23 protein-coding genes and 3 tRNA genes (1 of these 26 cut by a window edge) are annotated in these 21,630 nt (G+C 38.4%); 24 read left to right on the top strand and 2 right to left on the bottom strand.

Annotated features, from left to right (window positions below):
• The 16 genes from EGX73_RS05435 to EGX73_RS05360 all read left to right on the top strand — a co-directional run.
• Positions 1 to 20, top strand: a tRNA-Leu gene (locus tag EGX73_RS05435) (it extends 66 nt beyond the left edge of the window).
• A gap of 11 nt (positions 21 to 31) precedes the next feature.
• Positions 32 to 105: transfer RNA gene (locus EGX73_RS05430), tRNA-Arg, on the top strand.
• Between the two features lie 30 nt (positions 106 to 135).
• Positions 136 to 209, top strand: a tRNA-Pro gene (locus EGX73_RS05425).
• Positions 210 to 310: 101 nt separating this feature from the next.
• Entirely contained in the window at positions 311 to 1,195 is an 885-nt protein-coding gene (rsgA, locus tag EGX73_RS05420; protein WP_003128803.1) for a ribosome small subunit-dependent GTPase A, read from the top strand.
• A 14-nt stretch (positions 1,196 to 1,209) separates the two neighbouring features.
• Positions 1,210 to 1,857 carry a ribulose-phosphate 3-epimerase gene (gene rpe / locus EGX73_RS05415; protein ID WP_034707063.1) on the top strand — a complete coding sequence of 216 codons (648 nt, stop codon included), beginning with the start codon at positions 1,210 to 1,212 and terminating at the stop codon, positions 1,855 to 1,857.
• Between the two features lie 3 nt (positions 1,858 to 1,860).
• A complete protein-coding gene (locus EGX73_RS05410; RefSeq protein WP_005469709.1) occupies positions 1,861 to 2,493 on the top strand; it encodes a thiamine diphosphokinase in 633 nt (210 codons plus the stop codon).
• 146 nt (positions 2,494 to 2,639) lie between these two features.
• On the top strand, positions 2,640 to 3,497 hold the full coding sequence (gene mreC, locus EGX73_RS05405) for a rod shape-determining protein MreC (protein ID WP_005469711.1): 858 nt from the start codon (positions 2,640 to 2,642) through the stop codon (positions 3,495 to 3,497).
• A gap of 2 nt (positions 3,498 to 3,499) precedes the next feature.
• A complete protein-coding gene (mreD, locus tag EGX73_RS05400) occupies positions 3,500 to 4,009 on the top strand; it encodes a rod shape-determining protein MreD (RefSeq protein ID WP_021150867.1) in 510 nt (169 codons plus the stop codon).
• A 187-nt stretch (positions 4,010 to 4,196) separates the two neighbouring features.
• Positions 4,197 to 5,510: an NlpC/P60 family protein gene (locus tag EGX73_RS05395; protein WP_005469714.1), complete on the top strand. Its 1,314-nt coding sequence runs from the start codon at positions 4,197 to 4,199 to the stop codon at positions 5,508 to 5,510.
• A 144-nt stretch (positions 5,511 to 5,654) separates the two neighbouring features.
• Complete coding sequence (locus EGX73_RS05390; protein ID WP_005469715.1) at positions 5,655 to 7,325, top strand: PTS transporter subunit EIIC; 1,671 nt, start codon at positions 5,655 to 5,657, stop codon at positions 7,323 to 7,325.
• On the top strand, positions 7,312 to 9,342 hold the full coding sequence (locus EGX73_RS05385; protein ID WP_005469717.1) for a BglG family transcription antiterminator: 2,031 nt from the start codon (positions 7,312 to 7,314) through the stop codon (positions 9,340 to 9,342). The genes EGX73_RS05390 and EGX73_RS05385 overlap by 14 nt, the downstream gene beginning before the upstream one ends.
• Positions 9,343 to 9,355: 13 nt before the next feature.
• Entirely contained in the window at positions 9,356 to 9,793 is a 438-nt protein-coding gene (locus EGX73_RS05380) for a PTS sugar transporter subunit IIA (protein ID WP_029487365.1), read from the top strand.
• Between the two features lie 158 nt (positions 9,794 to 9,951).
• A complete protein-coding gene (locus EGX73_RS05375; protein WP_021150857.1) occupies positions 9,952 to 11,715 on the top strand; it encodes a PTS mannitol transporter subunit IICBA in 1,764 nt (587 codons plus the stop codon).
• Between the two features lie 12 nt (positions 11,716 to 11,727).
• Positions 11,728 to 12,165: a PTS sugar transporter subunit IIA gene (locus tag EGX73_RS05370; RefSeq protein ID WP_003128815.1), complete on the top strand. Its 438-nt coding sequence runs from the start codon at positions 11,728 to 11,730 to the stop codon at positions 12,163 to 12,165.
• A 12-nt stretch (positions 12,166 to 12,177) separates the two neighbouring features.
• Positions 12,178 to 13,326: a mannitol-1-phosphate 5-dehydrogenase gene (locus tag EGX73_RS05365; RefSeq protein ID WP_003128816.1), complete on the top strand. Its 1,149-nt coding sequence runs from the start codon at positions 12,178 to 12,180 to the stop codon at positions 13,324 to 13,326.
• Positions 13,327 to 13,458: 132 nt separating this feature from the next.
• Complete coding sequence (locus EGX73_RS05360; protein ID WP_005469722.1) at positions 13,459 to 13,752, top strand: hypothetical protein; 294 nt, start codon at positions 13,459 to 13,461, stop codon at positions 13,750 to 13,752.
• A 120-nt stretch (positions 13,753 to 13,872) separates the two neighbouring features.
• Here the strand turns inward: EGX73_RS05360 and EGX73_RS05355 are convergent, their stop codons facing one another.
• Positions 13,873 to 14,394, bottom strand: a complete 522-nt coding sequence (locus tag EGX73_RS05355; RefSeq protein WP_029487366.1) for a type 1 glutamine amidotransferase domain-containing protein — start codon at positions 14,392 to 14,394, stop codon at positions 13,873 to 13,875.
• A 126-nt stretch (positions 14,395 to 14,520) separates the two neighbouring features.
• On the opposite strand from EGX73_RS05355, the gene EGX73_RS05350 reads away from it, so the two are divergent.
• The 3 genes from EGX73_RS05350 (at position 14,521) to EGX73_RS05340 (ending at position 16,428) form a co-directional block, all read left to right on the top strand.
• On the top strand, positions 14,521 to 15,072 hold the full coding sequence (locus tag EGX73_RS05350; RefSeq protein WP_005469738.1) for a hypothetical protein: 552 nt from the start codon (positions 14,521 to 14,523) through the stop codon (positions 15,070 to 15,072).
• A gap of 169 nt (positions 15,073 to 15,241) precedes the next feature.
• Complete coding sequence (locus EGX73_RS05345; protein WP_003128822.1) at positions 15,242 to 15,667, top strand: hypothetical protein; 426 nt, start codon at positions 15,242 to 15,244, stop codon at positions 15,665 to 15,667.
• An 8-nt stretch (positions 15,668 to 15,675) separates the two neighbouring features.
• The gene (locus EGX73_RS05340) at positions 15,676 to 16,428 is read left to right on the top strand and encodes a DUF6681 family protein (RefSeq protein ID WP_005469742.1); all 753 of its coding nucleotides are present in this window, start codon (positions 15,676 to 15,678) and stop codon (positions 16,426 to 16,428) included.
• 68 nt (positions 16,429 to 16,496) lie between these two features.
• On the opposite strand, the gene EGX73_RS05335 is transcribed toward EGX73_RS05340, so the two are convergent.
• Positions 16,497 to 16,904: an Hsp20/alpha crystallin family protein gene (locus EGX73_RS05335; protein WP_005469744.1), complete on the bottom strand. Its 408-nt coding sequence runs from the start codon at positions 16,902 to 16,904 to the stop codon at positions 16,497 to 16,499.
• Between the two features lie 169 nt (positions 16,905 to 17,073).
• On the opposite strand from EGX73_RS05335, the gene ispE reads away from it, so the two are divergent.
• From ispE to purR, 5 genes are all read left to right on the top strand, one after another.
• A complete protein-coding gene (ispE, locus tag EGX73_RS05330; protein ID WP_003128827.1) occupies positions 17,074 to 17,925 on the top strand; it encodes a 4-(cytidine 5'-diphospho)-2-C-methyl-D-erythritol kinase in 852 nt (283 codons plus the stop codon).
• A 235-nt stretch (positions 17,926 to 18,160) separates the two neighbouring features.
• Complete coding sequence (locus tag EGX73_RS05325; protein WP_003128828.1) at positions 18,161 to 19,105, top strand: metal ABC transporter substrate-binding protein; 945 nt, start codon at positions 18,161 to 18,163, stop codon at positions 19,103 to 19,105.
• Positions 19,106 to 19,117: 12 nt separating this feature from the next.
• Positions 19,118 to 19,798 (top strand): metal ABC transporter ATP-binding protein, encoded by a 681-nt coding sequence (locus tag EGX73_RS05320; protein WP_123866795.1) that lies wholly within the window; start codon positions 19,118 to 19,120, stop codon positions 19,796 to 19,798.
• Positions 19,771 to 20,604 carry a metal ABC transporter permease gene (locus EGX73_RS05315; protein WP_003128830.1) on the top strand — a complete coding sequence of 278 codons (834 nt, stop codon included), beginning with the start codon at positions 19,771 to 19,773 and terminating at the stop codon, positions 20,602 to 20,604. The genes EGX73_RS05320 and EGX73_RS05315 overlap by 28 nt, the downstream gene beginning before the upstream one ends.
• A gap of 136 nt (positions 20,605 to 20,740) precedes the next feature.
• Complete coding sequence (gene purR / locus EGX73_RS05310) at positions 20,741 to 21,565, top strand: pur operon repressor (protein WP_003128831.1); 825 nt, start codon at positions 20,741 to 20,743, stop codon at positions 21,563 to 21,565.
• The last annotated feature ends 65 nt before the right edge of the window (positions 21,566 to 21,630 follow it).

Genomic DNA, 21,630 nt, shown 5'->3' with positions numbered 1-21,630 from the left:
TTCGATTCCGGTCCTCGGCATTTCTTAATATGCGCCCATAGCTCAATTGGATAGAGTGTTTGACTACGGATCAAAAGGTTAGGGGTTCGACTCCTCTTGGGCGCGTAGTCTTTTTATTTTTTTAATATCTATTATCGGGAAGTAGCTCAGCTTGGTAGAGCACTTGGTTTGGGACCAAGGGGTCGCAGGTTCGAATCCTGTCTTCCCGATTTTTTGTCTGAAGAGTCTTCTTCAGGCTTTTTTTATTGGTGAGAAATTTATTCATGAGTTATAAATATGTTACAATAAAAAGAAATGAGGAGGAGAATTTTTGAAAGGACAAATAATCAAAGCTCTTAGTGGATTCTATTATGTAGAGTCTGAAGATACTATCTTTCAAACTCGAGCAAGAGGAAACTTCAGAAACAGAAAAATCACGCCGCTTGTTGGGGATGAAGTTATTTTTGAAAGTAGTAATCCAACTGATGGATACTTGTTAGAGATACTGCCGAGAAAAAATGAATTGATACGTCCACCAGTGGCCAATGTGGATCAAGGTGTAGTGGTGACAAGTTTGATCCAGCCTAATTTCTCATTTAATCTATTAGATCGGTTTTTAGTTACACTGGAGTATAAAGAGATTGAACCAATTATCTTTTTGAGTAAAACAGACTTAGTGAGTGATCAAAGTGAGGTTCAAAAAATTGCCGCTTTGTACCAACAAATTGGTTACCAAGTCATTGTTTCAAAAGCAGATAATAGCGATCTTCTGGAGTTACAAAGAATTTTCCCGGAACGACTGACAGTTTTTATGGGACAATCTGGCGCAGGAAAATCCACATTGCTTAACCGAATAGTCCCAGAGCTAGATTTGGAAACGGCCGAAATTTCTGAGTCATTAGGTCGAGGGAAACATACAACGCGACATGTAGAATTATTGACATTATATGATGGGTTAGTGGCTGATACCCCTGGATTCAGCTCAATCGATTTTTTGGAAATCGATAGTGGACAATTGCCCAAACAGTTTCCAGAATTTTTAGCATTGGCACACCAATGTCGTTTTCGTGAGTGTATGCATTTAAATGAGCCAAATTGTGCTGTAAAAGAAGCAGTTGAACAGCAAACAGTTGCACTTACCCGGTATAAAAACTATGTTCAATTTTTAGAGGAGATTGAAAATCGTCGTCCAATTTATAAAAAGAAAAATAAGTGAGGGAAACGAATATGATTAAACTAGCACCATCAATTTTAAGTGCGGATTTTGCGAATCTGCAACGGGACATTGAACTTGTAGAAAAAAACGGCGCGGATTACATCCATATAGATGTAATGGATGGCCAATTTGTTCCTAATATTACTTTAGGACCAAATGTTGTCAAAGCTATTCGTCCGATAACTAAGTTGCCACTGGATGTTCATTTGATGATTACTCAACCAGAAAATTATATTCATGCGTTTGCCGAAGCTGGTGCCGATATAATTGGAGTTCATGCCGAAGCTACTCCCCACATTCATCGCGCAATTCAAATGATTTTAAATGAAAATGTAAAGGCGGAAATTGTTATCAACCCTGGTACGCCAGTAGCCGCTATTCAACATGTACTATCCATGTGTGATCAAGTATTGGTAATGACTGTGAACCCTGGATTCGGTGGACAATCTTTTATCGAAGAAACAGTTGCTAAAATCAAGGAACTAGCACAATTGAAAGAGAAAAATGGGTATCACTATGATATCGAAGTAGATGGTGGAATCGTTCCAAAAACAGCTCGGATCTGTTTAGAAGCTGGTGCCAATGTGTTTGTTGCTGGTAGCTACATCTATGACGCGGACAGTCCTGCTGATCAAATCAAAGCATTGAAAGAAGTGTTGTAATAAATGAATATTCTTCTAGTTGCAGGTGGCAAAAAGCAAACTTGGCCGTCTCTAAAGAAGTATGATAAATACATTGGTATTGATCGGGGATCATTTTATCTGCTTGAGGAGGATTTGCCTTTAGATTTTGCGATTGGTGATTTTGACTCTCTTTCTTCTGAAGAAAGAGAACGAGTGCGACAGAATGCAAAAAATTTTTTTCAAGCTCCGGCAGAAAAAGACGATACGGATACGCAACTCGCATTATTGATGGCTATTGAGCATTTTCCCAATGCAAAGATTGATATTATCGGTGCAACTGGTGGAAGAATCGATCATTTTTTAGCAAATTTATGGATTGTACTGGAGAAACGGTTTCAGCCTTTCGCTCATAATATTAGTCTATTAGATAAGCAAAATGTCATTCGGTTCTTTTTGCCAGGGAAGTATTCCGTACGTAAAGAAAAGGGCATGAAATATCTGGCATATTGTTGTCTGACTCCCATTGACAATCTTTCATTAATGGAAAGCAAATACCTATTGGAAAATGTGAAGGTTGAACATCCTACATCATTTGCTAGTAATGAATTCATAACGGATGAAGCATCCTTTATATTTGAAACGGGAATTATTGCTGTTATTCAAAGCAAAGATTAAGAGACAGTCAAGTCTCTTTTTTTATTTTTGAAAATTTCAGAAAGCTAATTACAAAAAAAGCATTAAGACGTACAACTTAACTTTTGTTTACATCGTTTTAGTGGTAAAATAAAGGCTATCAGTTTGGAACTCATTGAGGTGTCTTTGTGAAAAAGTTTAATCCTAATAAAAATATCATAATCACGTTAATTATTGTGATTTTAGTTGTTTCTGTGTTGAGTGTGACGATTGCTAGAAGAGCAGTTGGGAATTCATCCAGTTTTGTGCAATCGGCAGTCAACGACACGATTGGTATCGTGGACAAGGTGATTACAGCTCCAGTACGGTGGATCGAAACCGGTGCAAACTCTGTAAAGAAACTTTTTGTCACGTATGAAGAAAACGAACGTTTAAAAGAGAAAATCGATAGTTATGATGAGATTGCTCGATCAAATGAAAATTACAAGCGAGAAATCGAATCATTGAAAGAAGAGCTTGAGTTAAACGAAACATTGACTAACTATGAAAAAATTACTGCCAATGTTATTAATCGTTCACCAGATACATGGCAAGACATGCTTGTTGTGGATCGTGGCACGAAAGATGGTGTCGAAGTAAATATGGCGGTTATGTCCCAAAAAGGTTTGATTGGGCGTGTGATTGAAGTGAATGCAGCATCTTCAAAAATCGAATTGTTGACTTCTGAAAATCAAAATTCAAATCATTTTCCTGTTCGAATCAGCGGGAAAGACGGCGAAACTTTTGGAATTCTAAGTAGTTATGATCAAAAAGAGAAGTCCTTGGTTATCAGTCAATTGACTGGAAGTACACAATTGAAAGAAGGCGATGTTGTACAAACCTCGGGATTAGGAGGGAATTCTCCAGCCGACCTTGCTGTTGGGACAGTTGTTAGTACCACCAAAGATGAATTTGGATTAGATACAAAAGTATATGTAAAACCTTATGCACAAATGTATGATATTCAAGCAGTTACTATTATCAAACGTTTGGCGGGTGACAAATAGGCATGAAAAAAAATACGTATTTAAAGTACTTTGCCGGAGCATTTTTTTTCTTGATGATGTTGTTAGATGGACAATTAACCCGTTTACTTGAGCGCTGGACGCAAGATAATTATATAGCGAGTGCACATTTACTATTGATTGCCTTCCTATGTAGTGCCAGATATTTGCCTAAAAACTACTTGATTATAACCGCATTGATCATTGGATGCTTGTATGATCTTTACTATATTGGCATAATTGGTATTTATGCTGTCGCATTCCCGATGATTGTGTGGATCATGTATATTTTAAATAAAACGCTATACCAAAACATATTCACCATGTTTTTTGGAATGATTATTTTCGTTACGGGTCTTGAAATGGTAACTTTGGGGATACAGTTGTTATTTAAAATAGCAACAGTCAATACTTCATTTTTTGTCTCTCGTTTCTTAGCACCGACACTGCTATTAAATATTATTTTATTTGTTATTTTAGTTATTCCATTCATGAAGCTATTCAAAGAAGAATAGCTTCATTTTTTTGTTATGTTTTGTATCGAATCTGGTAGATTATTTGAAATCTGTTTGTAACATTCTTTTTATCTGCTTGACATGTATCTATGTTACAATCGCTTTATCGTAAAAAGACTTTAGATATTCTTATATATTTTAAAATTAACTTAAACTTTCAATGAAAAGTCAGGCGGAGGAATGAAGGGTGAAAAAACGTATTCTATCAGTAATATTAGTGAGTTCCATTGCGCTTACTTCAGTTGTAGCACCAACACTTGTCGCGGCAGACGACTTTGATAGCAAAATCGAACAAAAAGATCAAGAAATCAGTAACCTAAAAAATCAACAAGCTGATGCTCAAGCACAAATCAAAGCATTGGAAAATGATGTTGCAGCTATCAATGAAAAAGCTGAAGCATTATTGACGCAACAATCTACTTTACATGCTGATTCAGAAAAATTACAAAAAGAAATCGACGACTTGAATGTTCGTATTGAAAAACGGGAAAAAGCGATTCAAGAACAAGCAAGAGATGTCCAAGTGAATGGACAAAGCACCAATTTTATCGATGCCGTTCTTGAAGCAGATTCTTTAACGGATGCTATCGGTCGCGTTCAAGCTATGACGACGATTGTTAGTGCTAATAACGAATTGGTTCAACAACAAAAAGCGGATCAAGAAACGGTTAAAACGAAAAAAAATGAAAATGATAAAAAACTAAAAGAAATTGAAGCAAATCAACTTGAACTTGAGAAACAAGTAGGAGCACTTCAATCGAAGCAAGCAGACTTGAATGTTTTGCAAGCAGATCTTGCTTTGCAACAATCATCTAAAGAAGATGAAAAAGCCGACCTAGAAAAACAAAAGGAAAGCTATCAGGCTGAACAGGCACGAATTGCTGCCGCAAAAGAAGCGGCAAAATCAGCTCGAGAACGTGAAGAAGCTGCGCAAGCCGAATCAAGCACAAGTAGTACAACAAAAACAGGCGAATCAACTTCGTCGTATGAGTCAAGCTCAAATGAATCAAGCTCAACAAATGAATCTTCCAGTACTAACAGTACCGGAACAAGTGACTCAGTAGAAAATGATACACCAAAACAAGAAACAATTGTAAATAAGCCTGAAAATAAACAAGAAAACAATACAAACGTTCCTTCACAATCTGTAAACGGGTCAGCAATTGTTTCAGAAGCAATGAAATATCTTGGTACACCATATGTCTGGGGCGGAACGACACCGAACGGATTCGATTGTTCTGGTTTTACTCAATATGTGTTTGCAAAAGTAGGAATTTCATTACCTCGTGTGACCTATGATCAAGAGTATTCTGGCACGGTTATCTCAATCAATGAAGCAAAAGCTGGTGACCTATTATTTTGGGGATCGCGCGGAAGTACGCACCACGTGGCTATTGCACTTGGTGGGGGACAATACATTCATGCACCTACCACTGGACAAAGCGTTTCAGTTAGCAGCTACTCTTATTACGCACCAAGTTTTGCTGTGCGTGTTAATTAAATAAAAAATGGTAAAAATAAGGCAATAACTTGAGCTGACGTTTTTCGTCAGCTTTTTTGGTACATTCAAAAGGAGGAAGCATAATCTATGGTTATTCCTTTTTAGAGAAAACCAAATTATACTAGTGTTAGGTAGGTGAGGAGGATGAAGGGAATAAAAGACAGAGGACAAACAATTCAATTTTTAAAACTCTATACTCATTATTTTTCTGATATGATGATGCCAAATGTAAGTATTTTTATTGCATGGGCAGTCATTGCGTTTGCCGTACCCGTACTACATGCGGATCAGGGGGGGTTGATCAAGTCAGAAGAAGCTATTTTACATTTTCTCTTACCAATATTGCTTGCTTACACTGGCGGAAAAATGGTTGAACCAACAAGAGGTGGAGTTTCAGGAGCAATTGCAATTTTAGGGATGATTTTAACCTCTCAATTTCCACAAGTTTTTGGAGCAATGATTATCGGTCCGCTAACGGGTGGTATGCTTCGATTCTTTGATCATATCTTTTCTCGAAAAGTAAAGACTGGCTATGAGATGCTCTTTCGTAATTTTTCTGCAGGCTTAATTGGAGGTCTTCTATTTTTATGTAACTTTTTTGTATTTGGCCCTTTGCTCGATCAGCTTAGTCAACAAAGTTATCATTTAGTTGATTTTTTTCTCAAGCAGAATTTATTTCCTGCTATTCATCTTTTTCTGGAGCCACTAAAGGTTCTTTTTTTTAATAATATTATCAATCATGGTCTATTTACGCCGTTGGGTGTTGAAGGCGCCAGTATTCATGGAACGTCGATTTTATTTCTGCTTGAAGCCAATCCTGGTCCTGGTTTAGGCGTCTTGTTTGCATGTATGAGGTATGGTTCTAAAAAAGCAAGAAATGGGGCGACTGCTGCTGCATTTGTGCAAGCAATAGGAGGTATTCATGAAGTTTATTTCCCATTTATTTTAATGAACCCATTATTGATTATCGCACCGATTTTAGGTGGAGCTACTGGTACATTTATTTTTCAATTGAGTAAAGTTGGCTTACGATCACCGGCTTCACCAGGTTCTATTTTGGCTATCTTAACAAATACGCCAAATCACATGTGGTCAGGCGTATTAGCTGGAGTATTGGTAAGCACGCTTGTTTCTTTTTTTGTTGCCTATTTTGTTTTGACCTATCACTCAGTGAATGAAAAAAGTACGGAAGGAACAATATGTATGGATAAAGTAAAGAGAATTATCGTTGCATGCGACGCAGGGATGGGATCTAGCGCAATTGGGGCAAGTTTATTAATTAAACATTTAGAAGAAGCAGCCATTTCCATACCTGTCGATTATAATTCAATTTATCAGTTGAAGGATGGAGAAGATCTTTTAGTTATTACCCAATCAGGGCTTGGTGCTTTAGCTCAAACAAAGACACCTCAAGCACAACATTACTTCTTGAGTAACTTTTTAGCGGAATCAGAGTATGAAACACTAGTTAAACTTTTAAAGCAAGAGCAAGAAACGGTAGCAAATGTTTCTTTTAAAGTTGGGGAAAAAATCCCAACATTGATTTTTTTGTATGAAGGCAAGAAAAGAGGCGCTCAAACGATGGCTGTTGCAATCGTTCGTAAAATTGCCAATGAATTAGCCATACCTATTGAGGTAAAGAAAGAAGATATTGAGACAACCCAGTTTAATCCAGAGGCATTATATATCGTTCAAAAAGATTTTCAGCAAATGGCTGCATTAACAAATGTCACCCACTTAGTTGTCGATGATTTAGTGACAACTTCCAAATATCGTCAATTGATGACAGAAGGAGTCGCCTATGTTCTTGACTAAGCGTGAAACTATTTTGTTGACTGAGCTAATGAACAGTAACGGTCCTGTTTCTATGGACCGAATGATGCAGCTTTTGAAAGTAAGTAAGCGGACTGTCTACCGCGAATTAGCCAATTTAGAGAATTCGTTACGTACTGTAGGGGCATCCTTAGAAAAAGAAGGTCGTGGACATTTTCGAGTCATTGTCGGGAATAGTATCACTCAGCTGCAAGAAGCAATTATGTCTGATCCATCCCAAGAGTTTGCGTCAATAGAGCGACAACATAGGATTTTGCTGCAATTAGCAACTACTGCTAAGCCGATTAGTAGCCATCGTTTTTTAGAGCTCTATCAAATCAGTAATACTACTTTTTTTTCTGATATTAAACAATTAGAAGAAAGTTTGGCGCGCCTTCCGTTGACAATTGTCCGTAATCAAGGATATGAGCTCAAAGGACCAGAAAAACATCGACGTTTAGTAGCAGCGAATACGTTGATGATGGAAATAAATGAATACCAGTTTTTTCATTTTCCTGAAGCAGAACAAACGGCGCATTTTTTATTTGAGTTTATTGAAAAACAGTACTTGATTTTAGCGCAAGATCTTATAAGAGAAGTGGTTGAATCTAAATATCCTGAGTTAAGTGATCGCAAGTTGGCTTTTATTGGTATTATGCTTGCTTTAGCCATGGAGCGAGTAGCAACAGGATTCTCAGTAGAGGAAGAAAGTTATCCAAGTCAAATCAACAAAGATTTGCTAAAGGTAGCTAAACAGATTTTTGCTCAAGTTGCTGAACAAACGAAGCGGTTGTATTCGGTTAATGAAATAGTTTTTTTTGCGATTTTATTAGGGGATTTTTCTAATTCTTTTGACCGCGATTTTTTTGAAGAGAATTTTGATACAACTTTGGCATATCAGGTAAAACGGTTGATCGAACTGATTAGCCAGCACACTGAGGTTGATTTTTTTGAAGATGAAATTTTATATAAAATGTTGCTAACACATATTTCTGGGGTAATGACCCGAGCGATTTTGGAAGAGAACCATCTAAACAATCCAATTTTAGAAAAAATAATGAAACAATATGAGGAAATTGCAGAAGCAATCCGTTTAAGCTTACCGCTTGTTTTCCCACAACAGCAGTTTTCAACAGAAGAAATTGCCTATATGGTATTGCACTTCGCAAACTCATTAGAAAAGAATCCTAAAGTGATGGAAGTCAATATTGCAGGTGTATCACCAAGCGGACTGGCTTCAATTAGTTTGTTAGAGATGCAGCTAAGAAAGCAATTTCCATTTATCAATAAAATTACTTTTTTCCGTGTGGGGGATATCGAACAGGATAAAATTGAGGGCAACTACGACTTGGTGATTTCCACATCTTTGTTGCCAGGTTATCGAGGAAAATATAAGCTAGTATCTCCTATTTTATTGGAAGAAGACATTCAGGAACTAAAAGAAGAATTTCGTCTGCTTAGTCAGAAAAAGAGACTTTCTCATGCAATACCTACGCCAGTTTCTACTAGGGAAGATACCTATGAAGATGTTCTAGCATTTATTGAGGAGATTAACCGCTTATTAGAATTGTTTACTCTTCAAACGATTGACAATGGCCCCAACTTAGAAGAAACATTATCTGAAGTGATGAAACATTTTTCCAAAGCGTTAGTGCAAGACAGAAAAAAAGTAGCCAATAAATTAGTGAAGCGCTATTTACAAGCCCCTGTTGGAATACCGAAGACTCACTTTGCCCTTTTTCATGCGTCAAGTACAGAAATTTTGCAACCAGTTTTCAAAATCTTTGATTTATCACAAGGACTATCACTTTATGCGATGGATAAACAAGAGATTAACGTAACTCGCTTGTTAGTTATGCTCGCTCCTTATCCAATCGATGAGCAAAGCAGTAAAATCTTAGGGAGGATTAGCGGTTCCATCATTATGAATGATCTCAATACAGAAATATTTAATTCAGGAAATTTTTCCATCATTTATCAATTGCTTGCTACGCTTTTGATTGAAGAAATCAAACAATAATGGGGAGGAGAAAATAGTGGATATTCCAGCAACACATATTTTGTTAGATCAGCGATTCCAAAGTGCAGAAGAAGCATTGCATGAGATAGGTACATTCTTAGTAGACCAAAAAATGGTTCAACCTCAGTATATAAACAGTTTAATTCAGCGACACAAAAAATATGGTGTTTATATAGGAAACTTTGTAGCCTTGCCTCACGGAGAAGAAGAGGCAGACAAATGGATTAATGAAGAAGGGATTTGTCTTGTTCAAGTACCAGACGGTGTCGATTTTGGCGATGCAAAAGAATCAAAGGTTACTACGATTCTGTTTGTGGTTGTTCTCAAAGAAAAGCAGTTGTCATGCTTGCAAGAAATTGCTTTTTTTTGTTCAGATATCCAAAATGTAAAACTATTAAGCGACGCCGCTACAATAGAGGAAATCCAAAAAATACTATCGCTAGAAGAGTAGAAAAGGGCATTTATTGATTAGTCATGCATTATGCATGGCTTTTTTTTGTAGATAAGAGACAAATTTTGGCACAGTTTCCTGTGACAAAGTACGACTTTCGAAGCTTTCGGAAAGCGCCTACAATCAAGGTGTAAAAACAAGTTGGGAGGAGAATGAAGATGGAACAAGTACAAGCAGACAGGAATGCGTCTTTAAAGTCGAGGGTCCAAAAACTAGGTAGTACATTGTCGAGTATGGTAATGCCCAATATTGGCGCATTGATTGCATGGGGCGTGTTAACGGCTCTCTTTATTCCAGATGGCTATCTGCCAAATGAATCCTTTGCTTCAATGGTCGGTCCGATGCTGACTTATCTAATCCCGATACTGATTGGATACACGGGCGGGAAAGTAATTGCTGGAGATCGGGGCGCAGTTGTTGGGGCAATCGCTACAATGGGGGTCATTGTGGGAACAGACATCCCAATGCTTTTAGGTGCAATGATTATGGGGCCATTAGGCGGATATACGATTAAGAAGTTCGATGAATTTTTTCAAGATAAAGTGCGGGCAGGCTTTGAGATGCTAGTCAATAATTTTTCTGCGGGTCTTCTAGGTTTTGCTTTGGCTCTGTTAGGCTTTGTTGTCATTGGACCTGTTGTAAACACATTGACAGAAGTAATGGCAGCAGGCGTTGCAGTGATTGTCAATGCACATCTGATTCCATTAGCAAATATTTTTATTGAACCTGCCAAAATCCTATTTTTGAATAATGCCATCAATCACGGAATTCTGACTCCATTAGGTACGGAACAAGTAAGCGAGTTTGGTAAATCAATTCTATATTTATTAGAGGCAAACCCAGGGCCTGGATTAGGTGTTTTATTAGCATTCACTTTCTTTGGCAAAGGCGCGGCAAAATCATCTGCTCCAGGAGCAATCATTATCCACTTTATAGGTGGTATTCATGAAATCTATTTCCCATATGTGATGATGAAGCCATTAATGTTTTTAGCTGTTATTGCAGGAGGTGTTTCTGGGAGTTTCACTTTTCAATTATTAGGTGCAGGTTTAAGGGCACCAGCTTCTCCAGGTTCGATTATTGCTATTTTAGCGATGACACCGTTGAATTCGGTGATGAGTGTCGTCTCTGTTTTAGCAGGGATTGCTGTTGGAGCAACCATATCGTTTCTTGTGGCGGCAGCAATTCTAAAAGCCGATGCCAAAGACACTGTAGATAATTTTGATGAGAAGGTACAGGAAATACACCAAGCAAAACAGCGTTCAAAAGGAGTGGCTCTAGAATCGTTAACAGGCATTCAGAAGATTATTTTTGCCTGCGATGCTGGTATGGGTTCAAGTGCAATGGGGGCTTCCATTTTGCGTAAGAAAGTTAAAGATGCTGGTTTGGCTCAACAAGTCACTAATCAAGCAATCAATAATCTGACAGATGATGCGCATACATTGATTGTGACACAAAAAGAGTTACAAGAGCGGGCAAAATTAAAAGCACCAAATGCAACATTTGTTGCTGTAGAAAATTTTTTGAATTCTCCTAAATATAATGAGATCGTGGCCACATTGTCAGGCTCAGGAGTTGAGGAAGAGAAAAAAACGAAAGCAGTAAATTATAAGCCACTGCCTCTAGAGGAATTAAAGGGCATTCATGAAGTTATTCTTGCCCATGACGATCGTGAAGGCTCAGCGACCATGGCGAGAAAGGTTTTTCAAGACTTATTAGCGAAAGAATCTCTCTCATTATCACTTAAAAAGGTTCATATCGATAATCTAAAAGCGGATGCTTCATCATTGGTAATTACCAAAGAAGAGCTGACAAAGCAAGCGCGGTCGCTAGCACCAGATGCAGTCCATCTATCTGTCAGCAATTTGATGCGAACGTCAAACTACCAGCGTGTAATCACAACACTTAAAGAAGCTCTTTAAGGAGGAAGAAAAATGAAACTATTAGAAAAAGAAATGATTGAGCTGAATCAACAGTTTGCGAACAAAGAAGAAGCGATTCGTTATTGTGGGAAAAAACTTGTTGAGGCCGGATATGTTGATCCGGAATACGTCAACGCTATGATCGAACGAGATGCAATGTTATCTGTCTACATGGGGAATTTCATAGCTATACCACACGGGACAGATGAAGCAAAAAAATATGTCAAAAAATCTGGTATCTGCATTGTTCAAGTGCCTGAAGGCGTAAATTTCGGGACAGATGAGGATGAAAAAATCGTTACGGTATTATTTGGCATTGCTGGAATAGGTGAAGATCATTTGCAGTTGGTACAACAAATCGCTCTCTTCTGTAGCGATATCGATAATGTGGTCGAATTAGCGGATGCTTTGAGCAAAGAAGAAGTCGCCGCTAATCTAACAGTGGCATAGGAGGGGAAAAAGATGAGAGCAGTTCATTTTGGTGCAGGGAATATTGGTCGAGGGTTTATCGGAGAGATTTTGGCAGCAAACGGTTTTGAAATAACCTTTGTTGATGTAAATGAAACGATTATTGCTGCGCTTCAGCAACGTAAATCCTATACAATTGAATTAGCAGATGAGAACCGCGAACAGATTTTTATTGAACACGTGACAGGAATCAATAACGCAAAAGAACCGGATGCGGTTGTTCAAGCAATTGTCGAAGCCGATATTTTAACCACTGCCATTGGTCCTGCAGTATTGCCTCGCATTGCACCGCTCATTGCAAAAGGGCTGGATCAGCGAGCAATCAAGAAAAAGGAGCAAGCAATTGATGTCATCGCTTGCGAAAATATGATCGGTGGATCCACTTTTCTAAAAGAGGAAGTAGAAAAGTATAGCCAACAACTCGCTTACCTGGAGAATAGTGTTGGTTTTCCAGATGCAGCAGTGGATCGCATTGTTCCGATGCAACAACATGATGATCCTTTGTTGGTTCAAGTAGAACCATTTTGTGAGTGGGTAGTTCAAGAAACAGCAATGAAATCAGTGCTTCGTCTACAAGGCGTACAATACGTACCAGATCTGAAACCTTATATCGAGCGTAAATTGTTTAGTGTGAACACAGGTCATGCTACAGTAGCTTATACAGGAGCTCTACAAGGCTATGAGACCATCGATGAAGCCATGCGTGACCATCTAGTTGTGATTCAGCTGAAATCCGTTCTAGAAGAAACTGGTCAACTTTTAGTCGCCAAATGGGATTTTGATCCTGATGAACATGAACAGTATATTGAAAAAATTATTCAACGATTCAAAAATAACTACATTTCGGATGCTATTGCTCGAGTAGCCCGCACCCCTTTGCGAAAATTAAGCGCACAAGAACGATTTATCCGCCCCGTCCTTGAATTGCAAATGAGAAATGTGCAACCGTTCCATCTCTATGAAACGATTGGTATGATTTTCAACTATCATGATCCTGAGGACGAGCAAAGTCAACAATTGAGAGAGTTATTGGAAGCAGCTAATCTTTCTCAAGTGATCACAGAAGTCACAGGTGTAGAGGATCAGAGAATCATTGAGAAGATCAAACAAAACATTGAAAAATATGCTTATGTAGCTGCATGATCATTGGCTGCCGATTGCTATTCCAAATCATGGATAAGCCATCGGTAGCCAGTGTTTTTTAGTCTATTTTGACAGGAAGTTTGACCTTCTGAATCATTCACGTGATAATAAAGGGAGAAATGAGGGATCGGGATGGAGAGATGGTTTGAAGAAGCCCAACTACATGTGATTGAATTACCTATCAGTTGGCAAGATGGTCGTCCTTGTTATAGTGCGTTTATTCGAGAATTGCCAATGCTGCAGGCAGAAGGTGGTTCACGGAAAGATGTCTATCGACAATTGGCGGAAGCCTATCAGATCTATTGGGAAAAACACCAACAAACGGAAGAAGAGGAGATGACTTCTTCTTTGCTATCACTCGATGAATTACTTAAATATTATGATGGTGAGACATTTGATGGTTTTGACATTTCTATGGATGAATAGAAATATTAATTAAAAGAACTTGCGAACAAAAACAGCAGGTAAAATCGCTAAAGGATAGAAAAATAGGGGGTACGATATTCGTACACCCTATTTGTGAGTTCTTCGTTTAAAATTTAGGCTTTATTTGTTGCCTTCAAGTGCTGTTGTAATGGCTTGATTAAATGCATCCAAATCATCAGGATTACGACTAGTGATCAAATGATGCGTGTCGTCAATCACCACAGGCTCATCTTTGACAGTAGCACCTGCATATGTTAAATCTGGACGAATGGAATCATAGCCAGTCAATGTTAATTCTTTTGTCAATCCGGTTTGAATAAAGAGTTGAGGTCCATGACAGATAGCAAAAACTGGTTTTTCAGATGTCAGAAACTCTTTGGTCAAAGTGACATAGCGTTCATCTGTACGTAATTGGTCTGGAGAAAAGCCACCAGGAATCAACAAAGCATCAAAATCGGAAAAATTGATTGTATCAATAGACGCGTCAACTGCAAAAGTGGTTCCTTTTTTTCCTGTGACAGTGTCCACGCCTTCATTACTGATAATGACAACTTCATGTCCAGCATTTTCCAGTGCTTCTTTTGGTGAGGTTACTTCAATATCTTCAACTAGATCGGTAATGATAGTGGCAATTTTACTCATCAAATCTCCTCCTTAAAAATTAGCTTTTATTCATCTTCAATTTCTATGCTAACGAAGATTCATACCGCTGACAAATAATCTGTTTAGAGCAAAAATAAATTAGATAAAAAAGAAAGAGAGAAAAAAATGGCAACAATTCAATTATTTATTACAGATGAGCCGCTCGTTTTTGAAAAAGCTGTCTTGCAATTTATGGGTGAAGAGCAAATAGTCGAAAAGAATCTGAGGTTCAAAGATGCTACTATAGAATTATCAAAGGAAGTAGAATCTACATGTGTCTCATTGGTCAAGCAAGGCATTCTATGGCTGGAAGAAACAGGTGAAGAAGAAGACTACATTGACTTGCTTTATTTGGATTTTCAAAATACAACCCACTCAAAGACAACGGCATCTATTTTGTCACGACCTTTTTATCAAGTAGAAGAGACTCTCCAACCTGTTCTTGAGGAAGTTGGAGATGTGCTCGCGGAGAAATTCTTCGAAGAGTGGAGCAATCAACTAGCCGAATTGTCTGATGATGAACTGTCCTATGCTTATTTCATCGACGGTGCTCGGATCACTTTAGAATTGACTGAGCCATTTGAGCTACAAGAATCGATCTTATTAAAAGAGCTGATAGTGGATTATCACTCTGCGTTAACTCGTTCTGTACAAAAGTTTTACGAATTTCTTATTTAGAGCCTAGCAGAAGCTAGTTTTTGTTTGTAACCGAAAACATTTTTACTTTTTTTTAAATCTGTTCCGTTAATCCTTCGTAGTCTTGACCATTTCCAAGGAAAGAACTATAAAGAAAGTAAGTACTCAATGAGTGCAAAAAAGATAAGAATCAAGACAAGGATGGAAAATTATGCGAAAAGTACCTCCTATTTTGAAACCAATTGCTCTCTTGACCATTTCAACCATCATCGCTACTGCAACTGGTGTTGTGAATTCCAGTAGCTATCGGCAGTCAAATGGAACTAGTCACTCGACTGAGATTACTGAAACGACCGAAACCAGCGATGTTAGTCACTCGCAATCGGTAGACAGTCAACCTGTGTCTGAAAGCACAGAACCTTCAACATCAGCTGAAGATCATGGAGGCACTACATCTTCCACAACAAATAATCAGCGAACTGTTCCTTCATCTTCGATAGAGGATAGCTCTACACCACCAGCTACAGATGTCCCTTCTTCAGAGAACGGGCAAAGCGAGGAAACGACGCCGTCAAGTCAGGATCAGAATGCGGCTGACCAAGAAGCAGTCATCAATGAGGATCAAGAAAATGAGTAGGTGAATAAATGACTTTTTTATTAGATATGATCAATGGGATTCATAAGTTCTTAGGTTATCTGGATATTAGTCCTAAATACTTGAATCGGGCCTATACATTACTTAGTTTGATTCCAACGGCTTATATTCTGCGTATTGTTTATGGTCTCTATCTCAATCAAAATTATTTACAGATGGCTTTATACGGGATAGGATTCTGCGTGTTGCTCTATTTCTGGGTTCTAAATATTTTTTATTACTTTTTTGATAAAAATCTTAAGGTAGATATTACTCAGCTTTTTGTGAAGTATTTACCTGATGAAGTATTCAATATTGAAGGAGAAAAAATTAGCACCACACAAATCGATCGTTTATCAACAGAGAAAGCAGTGATTGATTTTGAAGAAGACTATCAACTGGTATTGGCTGACTATTTACAGAAACTCATTTCAAAAGATGAATTAGCAACGAATGCTATCGCACAAGGATTTGTGATTCCTAAAAATACCCTTTATCCCTACTACTTTGTCAAACAACGGTCAGATTCTGAATACTCGTTGCAAATTGGTACGAGCTATAGTGACTTAACAACAATTGGCCGTATTTATTGGAACGGGGAAAAAGCTTTGGAACCAGTTGGGTTGTTCATTACTGGCGGAGATTTTGTCAAAAATGATGTAAAATATCATGAACCTTATAGTTTGAAGCTTTATGTCAAAAAAGAAGAAATACCCACAGCAACAACTCGACAAGCTTATCGTCAAACTGGTAAGGCAAGGTAGAAATACAACAAAAAAGACTTCAGAAACTGATATTTCTGAAGTCTTTTTTACTTTTTGCGATAATTCAATTATTCGATTGGAATATGCTTACCTGGCGCGTCTTTGTAACTTGCCTTTGGTAAATTCAAGGAAAGGACACCATCTTCGAACCGTGCTTTGATCGCTTCTTCATCAATGTCAGGTATAGTGAATGCACGTTGATAAGCACTGCTAGATCGTTCTTTACGCAAGTAGTGACCAAGATCATCTTTCTCTTCGCTTTCTTCAATTTGGGAAGCAGAAATTGTTAGAGTATCATTCACGAAACTAACACGGATATTTTCTTTTTTTATACCAGGAAGATCAGCTTTGACTACATAATGATCTTCATATTCTTTAATATCTGTATTCATTTGTCGTTCTTGCCAGAAACTGTTCATCAATTTGCCTAATAGTTCTTCTCCACCAGGTAGATCTCTAGGAATTAGATTTGCCATAATTTCCCCTGCCTTCTTGATCAAATTTGTTACTCTTATTTTACGAGGAACGATTTCAAAGAGCAACCCAAAAGCTGATAAAGATCAAAAACAGGAGAAATATCTCAACTATCTCTAAAGAATCTGCTATGATAGAACTAGTTAACTATCAGATGATTGGGTGAATAAGATGGAAATTATTGAAAAAGCGCCTGCTAAGATAAATCTAGGACTTGATGTTTTGGGTAAGCGAGCAGACGGTTACCATGAATTGGAAATGGTGATGTCCAGTGTTGATCTAGCCGACCGTCTGATAATGGAAGAGCTAGAAGAAGATAAAATCATTATCGAAACCAATAAGGCCTTCTTGCCGATCGATAAACGCAATAATGTATATCAAGCAGCCAGTATTGTCAAAAAACGCTATGGTATCAATAAAGGTATCTTGATTCGGATCACGAAAAATATCCCTGTAGCAGCAGGCCTTGGCGGTGGCAGTACAGATTGTGCAGCAGCGCTAAGGGGGATGGACCGCTTATGGCAATTAGGTCTGACGATGCCGGAATTGATCGATATAGGAATGGAAGTAGGTACTGATGTCCCTTATTGCATTTATGGAACGACTGCGTTCATCTCTGGTAAAGGAGAGAAAGTCACGCCGTTGCGCCCGATGCCGCAGTGCTGGGTGGTCTTAGTCAAGCCCCGACTAAGTGTTTCAACAGGTAAAATTTTTCAAGAAGTTGATCTAGATCAGTTGCATCATCCAGATATTCAAGAACTTTCTGATGCAATTCTTGCTGAAGATTATCAACGAATGATTGCTGCAATGGGAAATAGTTTGGAATCGATCACGATTCCTAAGCATCCAGTCGTACAACAAATCAAGGAACGAATGATGAAATATGGTGCGGATGTGGCACTGATGACTGGAAGTGGACCGACTGTTTTTGCCTTGTGCCAGAAATACTCACGGGCTCAGCGAGTGTATAATGCTTTAAAAGGTTTTTGTGAAGAGGTTTATCTAGTTCGCACATTAAAATAGTAGGAAACAAAAGGACAAATTAAAAAGCAGATGCACACATTCAAAAAATGTGACATCTGTTTTTTGCTTAGCGGATATATGAATCAATTTTCCCATGTTTTCCGATTTACTGGCAGAGGAACGCTCTAAATCGGAAAACATACGATTTGTCTTGACGAATGAGGTTTCCTTTGGTAGAGTAATTTTTGCTGATAAATCGGATTAGTTCCGTTTTAATAAGAAAAGAGGAATCATCATGAAAAAATTACTAGCTCTATTTTTGCTTACCAGTACTGTTTTATTAGGGGCTTGCGGAAAAGGATCAGAACAAGTCGCAGAAGAAAGTCAGGATTTGCAGGTTATTACGACTTTTTATCCAATGTATGAGTTTACCAAAGAGGTTGTTGGAGATACAGGTAAAGTATCTTTGCTTATACCGGCGGGCACAGAACCCCATGATTATGAACCTAGTGCGAAAGATATGGCAAAAATTATGGATGCAGATGCTTTTGTGTACAATAGTCCGGAATTGGAAACATGGGTGCCAACAATGACAGATTCGATCGATACTGACAAAACAGTTGTGATCGAAGCGGCCAAAGAGATTGATTTAGCTGAAAATGAAGACCATGGAGAAACGGAAGCAGAAGCAGAACATGGGACAGACGCCCATACCCATGAATTAGATCCGCATGTGTGGACAGATCCAGTAATGGCAATCAAAGAAGTTGAAACGATTCGAGATCAGTTAAGCGAGAAATTTCCAACGAAAGCAGCTACATTTAAAAAGAATGCCGCTGCTTATATTGAGCAATTGAACGCATTGGATCAAGAGTACACTGCTGCTTTGAAAGATGCGGTCAATCGAACATTTGTCACACAACATGCCGCTTTTGGATATTTGGCAAAACAATATGATCTAGTCCAAGAATCGATTGCTGGATTATCTCCAGATCAAGAACCAACTCCTAGTCGGTTAGCAGAGCTAAAAGAATATGTTGAGGATCATCAAGTCAAAGTTATCTATTTTGAAGAAAATGCTTCTTCTAAAGTCGCGGAAACTTTAGCGAATGAGACTGGGGTTGAATTGGCTGTATTGAATCCGTTAGAAAGTTTGACGGAAAAACAGATTAGTGATGGAGAAACATATCTCACAGTAATGAAGGAAAATCTGCAAGCTTTACAAAAAAGTATCAAGTAAGGAGGCACATCTGTGCGTTATATCGATGTAAAAGGACTAACGTTTTATTATGATGATGAGCCTGTATTAGAGGATATCTCTTATTTTGTTGAAGATGGGGAATTCGTCATTCTAACAGGAGAAAATGGGGCTGCAAAATCTACCTTGATTAAAGCAACATTAGGGTTGTTGAAACCATCAAAGGGAGAAGTAATACTGGCTACCAAAAACAGAGAAGGACAAAAGCTAAGTGTAGGCTATATTCCACAACAGATTGCCTCGTTCAATGTAGGCTTTCCAAGTACAGTCTTAGAATTGGTCCAATCTGGCCGTTATCCGAAAGACCGATGGTTTAAGAAGCTGACAAAGCGGGATCATGAACATGTTCGGCGAGCATTGGATGCAGTAGGTATGTGGGAAATGCGCAAAAAACGGATTGGTGAACTGTCCGGAGGGCAAAAACAGCGAATCAGTTTAGCACGTATCTTTGCGACTAATCCAGATTTATTTATTTTGGATGAACCAACGACAGGGATGGATGAGCAATCACGAAATTTATTTTATGAATTACTGCGTCACAATGCACACGATCATGGGAAATCGATTTTGATGATCACCCACGATCACGAAGATATTAAGGAGTATGCGGATCGACAAATTCGGTTGGTTCGAAAGGAGGATTCACCATGGCGTTGCTTTCATATGAATTCATGAGGCGTGCTTTTTTGGCTGCAATTTTTATTGCCGGAATCGCACCGATGCTAGGTGTGTTTCTTGTGATCCGAAGACAGTCTTTGATGGCCGATACACTCTCACATGTTTCATTAGCTGGTGTAGCATTAGGCTTTTTTCTTAATTTGAATCCAGATCTCACGACCTTATTAATCGTAATCATCGCCGCGGTCATTTTGGAATATTTACGAACACTTTATCGGAGTTATTCAGAGATCTCAATTGCGATTTTGATGTCAGGCGGTTTGGCATTAGCATTGGTCCTTATGAATCTGAGTGGAGGAAACTCAGCGACCAGTATCCAATCCTATCTCTTTGGTTCCATCGTGACCATTACTCAGGATCAAGTTTGGTTTCTAGGCTTTTTATTTTTAGCTGTATTCGTTCTCTTCTTTCTATTCAAACGTCCGATGTATGTCCTGACTTTTGACGAGGATACGGCTCATGTAGACCGTTTGCCAGTGCGGATAATGTCGATGCTTTTTAATGTTTTGACAGGGATTGCTATCGCTATGATGATTCCCATCGCTGGTGCGTTACTGATTTCTGCGATTATGGTATTGCCAGCTGCAATCAGTATGCGTTTAGGCAAGAGTTTTAATGCGGTGATTTTGATCAGTGTCTTGATTGGTCTATTCGGTATGCTGTCGGGATTGACTAGCTCTTTTTATCTCGATACACCTCCAGGCGCTACGATCACATTAGTATTTATCGGTTTGTTTTTAGTCATCAATGTGGTCAAGCGTATTGTCATTCTTTTCCAACGAAAACAACGGTTAAAACGATAAGAAACGAAAATTTTTCGTTTCTTTTTTTCTTTGATTGAATGAAAAGCGAACAATTCTTTAGATTTTCAAGATAATGCTCGCATTTATACGCAAAAAGCCTTATAATAAGACGAATAAATTAAAGGAGTGGGCATGTGTGAAAATTCGTCGAAGTGAACGATTGATAGATATGACACATTATTTATTGAATCATCCGCATGAATTGATTTCATTGTCATTTTTTTCAAAACGCTATGCTTCTGCTAAATCATCGATCAGTGAAGATCTAGCGATTATCAAAAAGACCTTCAAAGAACGTGGTACGGGAACTCTCGATACAATTCCAGGTGCAGCTGGCGGTGTTTTTTTTGTGCCTGAGATTTCAAAAGAAGAAGCCTATGCCTATGTTGAAGGGTTAGCGGAACGCCTTTCTGAGCAAGATCGACTGCTGCCTGGTGGTTACGTTTATCTCTCGGATTTGCTTGGAGAACCTGAGCTACTGCGGCAAGTAGGCCGTATCATTGCTTCGAAGTATCTGGATAAACAAATTGATGCAGTCATGACTGTTGCTACTAAAGGAGTGCCAATCGCACAAGCGGTATCTTATTATTTAAATGTTCCCTTTGTGATCGTTCGGCGAGATTCTAAAATTACGGAAGGGTCAACAGTCAGCGTGAACTATGTTTCTGGGTCATCTGAACGAATCGAGAAAATGGAATTATCAAAGCGTAGCTTAAAACGCGGTTCCAAAGTCTTAGTCGTAGATGACTTTATGAAAGGCGGCGGCACTGTGAACGGTATGAAGAGCTTGATCGAAGAATTTGAAGCTGAACTTGTTGGCATAACGGTTTTTGCGGAAGCTAAATTCAAAGGAAAACGTGCTATTTCTGATTATAGTTCGCTGCTGTTTGTTGAAGACGTTGATACTCAGACGAAAACGATCTCGGTCGTGCCGGGGAATTATTTTGAAACAAAAGACTGATTTTGAATCAGTCTTTTTTAATTGGTCTAGTTGTGTTTTTCCTTATATATTGAAAACCATCCTTA

Origin of the sequence: Enterococcus sp. FDAARGOS_553 (assembly GCF_003812305.1) — a bacterium.
In the GTDB taxonomy this organism is placed as follows: Bacteria; Bacillota; Bacilli; order Lactobacillales; family Enterococcaceae; genus Enterococcus_D; species Enterococcus_D gallinarum.
Note: the sequence above shows the minus strand (reverse complement) of the source record. Positions and strands in the feature narration are given on the sequence as shown.

Bases quoted from the DNA above. Each gene is read 5' to 3' on its own strand.
- EGX73_RS05410 (WP_005469709.1), top strand. From the start codon at position 1,861: ATGAATATTCTTCTAGTTGCAGGTGGCAAAAAGCAAACTTGGCCGTCT.
- mreD (WP_021150867.1), top strand. From the start codon at position 3,500: ATGAAAAAAAATACGTATTTAAAGTACTTTGCCGGAGCATTTTTTTTC.
- EGX73_RS05390 (WP_005469715.1), top strand. From the start codon at position 5,655: ATGAAGGGAATAAAAGACAGAGGACAAACAATTCAATTTTTAAAACTC.
- EGX73_RS05385 (WP_005469717.1), top strand. From the start codon at position 7,312: ATGTTCTTGACTAAGCGTGAAACTATTTTGTTGACTGAGCTAATGAAC.
- EGX73_RS05375 (WP_021150857.1), top strand. From the start codon at position 9,952: ATGGAACAAGTACAAGCAGACAGGAATGCGTCTTTAAAGTCGAGGGTC.
- EGX73_RS05370 (WP_003128815.1), top strand. From the start codon at position 11,728: ATGAAACTATTAGAAAAAGAAATGATTGAGCTGAATCAACAGTTTGCG.
- EGX73_RS05365 (WP_003128816.1), top strand. From the start codon at position 12,178: ATGAGAGCAGTTCATTTTGGTGCAGGGAATATTGGTCGAGGGTTTATC.
- EGX73_RS05360 (WP_005469722.1), top strand. From the start codon at position 13,459: ATGGAGAGATGGTTTGAAGAAGCCCAACTACATGTGATTGAATTACCT.
- EGX73_RS05355 (WP_029487366.1), bottom strand. From the start codon at position 14,394: ATGAGTAAAATTGCCACTATCATTACCGATCTAGTTGAAGATATTGAA.
- EGX73_RS05350 (WP_005469738.1), top strand. From the start codon at position 14,521: ATGGCAACAATTCAATTATTTATTACAGATGAGCCGCTCGTTTTTGAA.
- EGX73_RS05345 (WP_003128822.1), top strand. From the start codon at position 15,242: ATGCGAAAAGTACCTCCTATTTTGAAACCAATTGCTCTCTTGACCATT.
- EGX73_RS05340 (WP_005469742.1), top strand. From the start codon at position 15,676: ATGACTTTTTTATTAGATATGATCAATGGGATTCATAAGTTCTTAGGT.
- EGX73_RS05335 (WP_005469744.1), bottom strand. From the start codon at position 16,904: ATGGCAAATCTAATTCCTAGAGATCTACCTGGTGGAGAAGAACTATTA.
- ispE (WP_003128827.1), top strand. From the start codon at position 17,074: ATGGAAATTATTGAAAAAGCGCCTGCTAAGATAAATCTAGGACTTGAT.
- EGX73_RS05325 (WP_003128828.1), top strand. From the start codon at position 18,161: ATGAAAAAATTACTAGCTCTATTTTTGCTTACCAGTACTGTTTTATTA.
- EGX73_RS05315 (WP_003128830.1), top strand. From the start codon at position 19,771: ATGGCGTTGCTTTCATATGAATTCATGAGGCGTGCTTTTTTGGCTGCA.